The organism is Kitasatospora sp. NPDC059571, from assembly GCF_042735675.1.
Taxonomy (GTDB): Bacteria; Actinomycetota; Actinomycetes; order Streptomycetales; family Streptomycetaceae; genus Kitasatospora.
In genome coordinates, this window is the sequence record NZ_JBHWBW010000151.1 from 11313 (window position 1) to 16257 (window position 4945).

Consider the following 4945-nt stretch of genomic DNA (forward strand, 5'->3'; position numbering starts at 1 on the left):
TGGTTTATACCCGCCCGCGGTGGTTGTCCCACGCGGCGGGGGGGCGGCCTTCACCGGGCCGGGTGCCCGGGGCCGCGGGCGCCCCCCCGCCGCGCGGGGGCGGGGCGGCGGGCTCAGTGGCCGGCGCGGCTGGTGAGGAAGGCCAGCAGGTCCTGGCGGGTGACGATGCCCTGCGGCTTGCCCTCGACCAGGACGACGACCGCGTCCGCCTTCTCCAGGACGGCCATCAGGTTGGTGACCGACTCGCCGGAGCCGACCACCGGCAGCGGCTTGGACATCACCTTGTCCAGGGTGTCGGTGAGCTGGATCCGCTGGGTGAACAGGCCGTCCAGCAGCTCGCGCTCGACCACCGAGCCGATCACCTCGCCGGCCATGATGTCCGGGTGGCCGGCGCCCGGCGAGACGACCGGCATCTGCGAGACGCCGAAGTCGCGCAGCACGCGGACGGCCTCGGCGACCGTCTCGCCCGGGTGCATGTGGACGAACTGCGGGATGCCCTCGTGCTCGATGGCGTCCTTGCGGGCCAGCACCTCGCCGATGTGCGCCTCGTCGGTGGCGGTCGGCAGGAAGCCGTAGTCGGCCATCCAGTCGTCGTTGAAGATCTTCGAGAGGTAGCCGCGGCCGCCGTCCGGCAGCAGCACGACCACCACGTCGTCCGGCCCGAGCCGCTTGGCGACCTCCAGCGCGGCCACCACGGCCATGCCGCAGGAGCCGCCGACCAGCAGGCCCTCCTCCTTCGCCAGGCGGCGGGTCATCTGGAAGGAGTCCTTGTCCGAGACGGCCACGATCTCGTCCGCCACCGTGCGGTCGTAGGCGGTCGGCCAGAAGTCCTCGCCGACGCCCTCGACCAGGTACGGGCGGCCGGTGCCGCCGGAGTAGACCGAGCCCTCCGGGTCGGCGCCGATGACCTGGACCTTGCCGCCGGAGGCGTCCTTCAGGTAGCGGCCGGTGCCGGAGATGGTGCCGCCGGTGCCGACGCCCGCGACGAAGTGGGTGATCCGCCCGTCGGTCTGCTCCCACAGCTCGGGGCCGGTGGAGTGGTAGTGCGAGGCCGGGTTGTCCGGGTTGGAGTACTGGTCCGGCTTCCAGGCGTTCGGGGTCTCGCGGACCAGGCGGTCGGAGACGTTGTAGTAGGAGTCCGGGTGCTCCGGGGCGACGGCGGTCGGGCAGACGACCACCTCGGCGCCGTACGCGCGCAGCGTGTTGATCTTGTCGGTGGAGACCTTGTCAGGGCAGACGAAGATGCACTTGTAGCCCTTCTGCTGCGCCACGATGGCCAGGCCCACGCCGGTGTTGCCGGAGGTCGGCTCGACGATCGTGCCACCCGGCTTGAGCGCGCCCGAGGCCTCGGCGGCCTCGATCATGCGCAGCGCGATGCGGTCCTTCACCGAGCCACCCGGGTTGAAGTACTCGATCTTCGCCAGCACGGTGGCGGTGATCCCCTCGGTGACCTTCGTGAGCTTCACCAGTGGCGTGTTGCCGACCAGCTCGATGATCGAATTGCTGTACCGCACGGGGATCCTCCCGGGTTGTGGCGCATGTGACTGTGGGTGTCTAAAGGGTATGGCCACGGATGGCCGACGGCCGCCGATAGCCGCGCGGCACCGAGGGGTAGTACGGGGTACAAGGACTCTGGACGACCGCACAAGGGGGTGCAGGATGCCAGGGGCACAGGCGTCGAGGGCCCGGGTGGCCCGCAGGATCGCCACGGCCGCCGCGTACGGCGGCGGCGGGCTGGGGCTGCTGGGTGTGGGACTTGCCGGTCTGCTGCTGACCGAGAGCCGGCTGGCGATCCGGGCGATCGGGCTGCTGGAGGGCGATCCGCCCCGGGCGGACGGGGTCTACGGGGACGGCTTCACCAACGGTGCGGACCCGGCGGACGGCTCCCCGCCGCTGGTGCTGGCCTTCCTCGGCGACTCCACGGCCGCCGGGCTGGGGGTGGCGCGCGGCCGGGAGACCCCGGGCGCACTGCTGGCCTCGGGGCTCGCCTCGGTCGCCGAGCGCCGGGTCCGCCTGGTCAACGTGGCCAGGTCCGGGGCCCGCTCCCCCGACCTGGCGGACCAGGTGGTCCGGGCGCTGCCGCACCGCCCGGCGCTGGCCGTGATCATGATCGGCGCCAACGACGTGACCCGGCGCAGCCCCGCGGCGCAGTCCGTGCGGCAGCTGGGCGACGCGGTCCGGGCGCTGCGGGCGGCCGGCTGCGAGGTGGTCGTCGGCACCTGCCCGGATCTGGGCACCATCAAGCCGGTGCGGCCGCCGCTGCGCTGGGTGGCCCGGCGGCTCAGCCGCCAGCTGGCCGCGGCGCAGACCATCGCGGTGGTGGAGGCGGGCGGCCGGACGGTGTCGCTGGGCTCGCTGCTGGGCCCGGAGTTCGCGGCCCGGCCGGAGATGTTCGCGGCGGACCGCTACCACCCGTCCGCCCAGGGGTACGCGACCGCGGCGATGGCGATGCTGCCCTCGCTCTGCGCGGCGGTGGACCTGTGGCCCGAGGAGTGCGGGCCCGCCGAGCCTGCGCAGGCGCAGGCTGTGCTGCCGGTGGAGGTGGCGGCGGCGGCCGCGGCCGGCCGGTCCGGCACCGAGGTGGCGGCGGCCGGGCCGGAGGCGGCGTCCCGGCGCTGGGCGCTGCTGCGGCACCGACTGCGGCTGGGACTGCCGGGCACCGCGGAGCCGGAGTCCGCGTCGGCCAACTCACACCCGGGCACGGGTGACGACGGTCCTACTTAGCGGTAACTTTCCTCCCGAGTGTCCTCGGGAGCCGTCCGGCGCGCCGTGCGTACGCTCGCCAGCCGGTCGATCAGCGAGGAGCCCACCATGCCCGAAGCCGTCATCGTCAGCGCCGCCCGTTCTCCGATCGGCCGGGCCTTCAAGGGTTCGCTGAAGGACGTCCGCCCGGACGACCTCACCGCCCAGATCATCGCCGCCGCGCTCGCCAAGGTGCCGGAGCTGGACCCGCGGCAGATCGACGACCTGATGCTGGGCTGCGGCCTGCCCGGCGGCGAGCAGGGCCACAACCTGGCCCGCATCGTCGCGGTGCAGATGGGCATGGACTACCTGCCGGGCGCCACGATCACCCGCTACTGCTCCTCCTCGCTGCAGACCACCCGCATGGCGCTGCACGCGATCAAGGCCGGCGAGGGCGACATCTTCATCTCGGCGGGCGTCGAGACCGTCTCGCGCAGCATCAACGGCACCTCGGACGGCATGCCGAACACCGAGAACCCGATCTTCGCCGAGGCCAAGGCCCGCACCGCCAAGCGTGCCGAGGAGGGCGGCGGCGAGTGGCACGACCCCCGCGAGGACGGCCTGCTGCCCGACGCCTACATCTCGATGGGCCAGACCGCGGAGAACCTGGCCGCGCTCAAGGGCATCACCCGCGCCGAGCAGGACGAGTTCGGCGTCCGCTCGCAGAACCTCGCCGAGCAGGCCATCAAGGCCGGCTTCTGGCAGCGCGAGATCACCCCGGTCACCACCCCGGACGGCACCGTCGTCTCCCAGGACGACGGCCCGCGCGCCGGCGTCACCCTGGAGGCGGTCTCCGGCCTCAAGCCGGTCTTCCGCCCCGACGGCACCGTGACCGCCGGCAACTGCTGCCCGCTCAACGACGGCGCCGCCGCCCTGGTGATCATGTCCGACACCAAGGCCCGCGAACTCGGCATCACCCCGCTCGCCCGGGTGGTCTCCACCGGCGTCAGCGGCCTGTCCCCCGAGATCATGGGCTACGGCCCGGTCGAGGCGTCCAAGCAGGCGCTGCAGCGGGCCGGCCTGTCCATCGGCGACATCGACCTGGTCGAGATCAACGAGGCGTTCGCCGCTCAGGTGATCCCCTCCTACCGCGACCTCGGCATCGACCTGGACCGCCTCAACGTCAACGGCGGCGCCATCGCGGTCGGCCACCCGTTCGGCATGACCGGCGCCCGGATCACCACCACCCTGATCAACTCCCTCCAGTGGCACGACAAGCAGTTCGGCCTGGAGACCATGTGCGTCGGCGGCGGCCAGGGCATGGCGATGGTCATCGAGCGGCTGAGCTGACACAGCACGACACGGACACAGACGGCTCGACCGAGCCGTGAAGGCCGCAGGACCACCCATTCGGAGTGACCCTGCGTAACTGAGGGCCGGATCACACGCGAAACGTGCTCCGGCCCTCTTTTTTGCATTTCCGGCCCGTTTCATCGACGCAACGGAATGGGACGACTGCGCTGCGTAGATGGGTTGTACCTAACAATTTGGGGACAAGTGCGGAAGTTCCTGAGAAATGGGACATCAGCCACTGCAGCAACGGCGCGGGATGCGGCAATGTGGACGTGCAACCCCGTTCCACTCCTCGCAAGGAGTACATTCCGTGAGCGTCGTCTACATCTCTCTGCTGCTGATCCTGATCGCCGTCGCCACCGCTGTGCTGCTCCAGGTCCGTGCGCTGGCACGCCGGTTGGGCGAGCGGGAGGCCGCACCGGCCGGCGCCGCCGTCGACGAGGCCGCGATACGCCGGGCGGTCGTGGAGGCGCTGGCCGCGGACCGGGAGCGGGAGATCACCGAGGCGCGGGCGTTCTGGGCGGAGCAGGAGGCCCGGGCGGCCGAGGACGGCCCGGTGTTCGACGGCCCGTTCCTGAGCGTCGGGGAGGAGTGGCCGCTGTTCTTCCCGCGGCCCACCGGCCCGGAGGACGCCGCGGACAACGCGACCATGGACCCGGGCTTCGGGGAGGCCCTGCGCAACGCGCTCGAGGACATCATCAAGGACGGCGGCCCCGAGGGCGGCGTCCGCCCCGGCCACCCGTCGCAGGGCGGCGGCGTGCCGCACCCCGCTGACGCCGGCGGCGACGTCCGCGCCCGCCGGGAGGCCGACCTGATCGCCACCGGCCTGGAGGCCGGGCTGCTGGACGCCGAGACCGAGCCGGCCACCGCGCCGGACCCGCGCCGCCCCCCCGCGCCCCCGGACTACGTG

Annotated in this window: 3 protein-coding genes and 1 pseudogene; 3 read left to right on the forward strand and 1 reads right to left on the reverse strand. The window is 72.7% G+C overall.

Going from position 1 to position 4945, the window contains the following annotated elements; all coding sequences use genetic code 11:
- Window positions 1-113 precede the first annotated feature (113 nt).
- Window positions 114-1514 carry a cystathionine beta-synthase gene (locus tag ACFV0G_RS18640; protein ID WP_380548455.1) on the reverse strand — a complete coding sequence of 467 codons (1401 nt, stop codon included), beginning with the start codon at window positions 1512-1514 and terminating at the stop codon, window positions 114-116.
- Between the two features lie 145 nt (window positions 1515-1659).
- Between ACFV0G_RS18640 and ACFV0G_RS18645 the strand changes: the two genes are divergently transcribed.
- From ACFV0G_RS18645 to ACFV0G_RS18655, 3 genes and pseudogenes are all read left to right on the forward strand, one after another.
- The gene (locus ACFV0G_RS18645) at window positions 1660-2724 is read left to right on the forward strand and encodes an SGNH/GDSL hydrolase family protein (RefSeq protein WP_380548458.1); all 1065 of its coding nucleotides are present in this window, start codon (window positions 1660-1662) and stop codon (window positions 2722-2724) included.
- Window positions 2725-2811: 87 nt separating this feature from the next.
- Window positions 2812-4032 (forward strand): acetyl-CoA C-acetyltransferase, encoded by a 1221-nt coding sequence (locus ACFV0G_RS18650; RefSeq protein ID WP_380548461.1) that lies wholly within the window; start codon window positions 2812-2814, stop codon window positions 4030-4032.
- Window positions 4033-4345: 313 nt separating this feature from the next.
- Window positions 4346-4945 (forward strand): annotated as a pseudogene (locus tag ACFV0G_RS18655) (hypothetical protein); the annotation flags it as partial.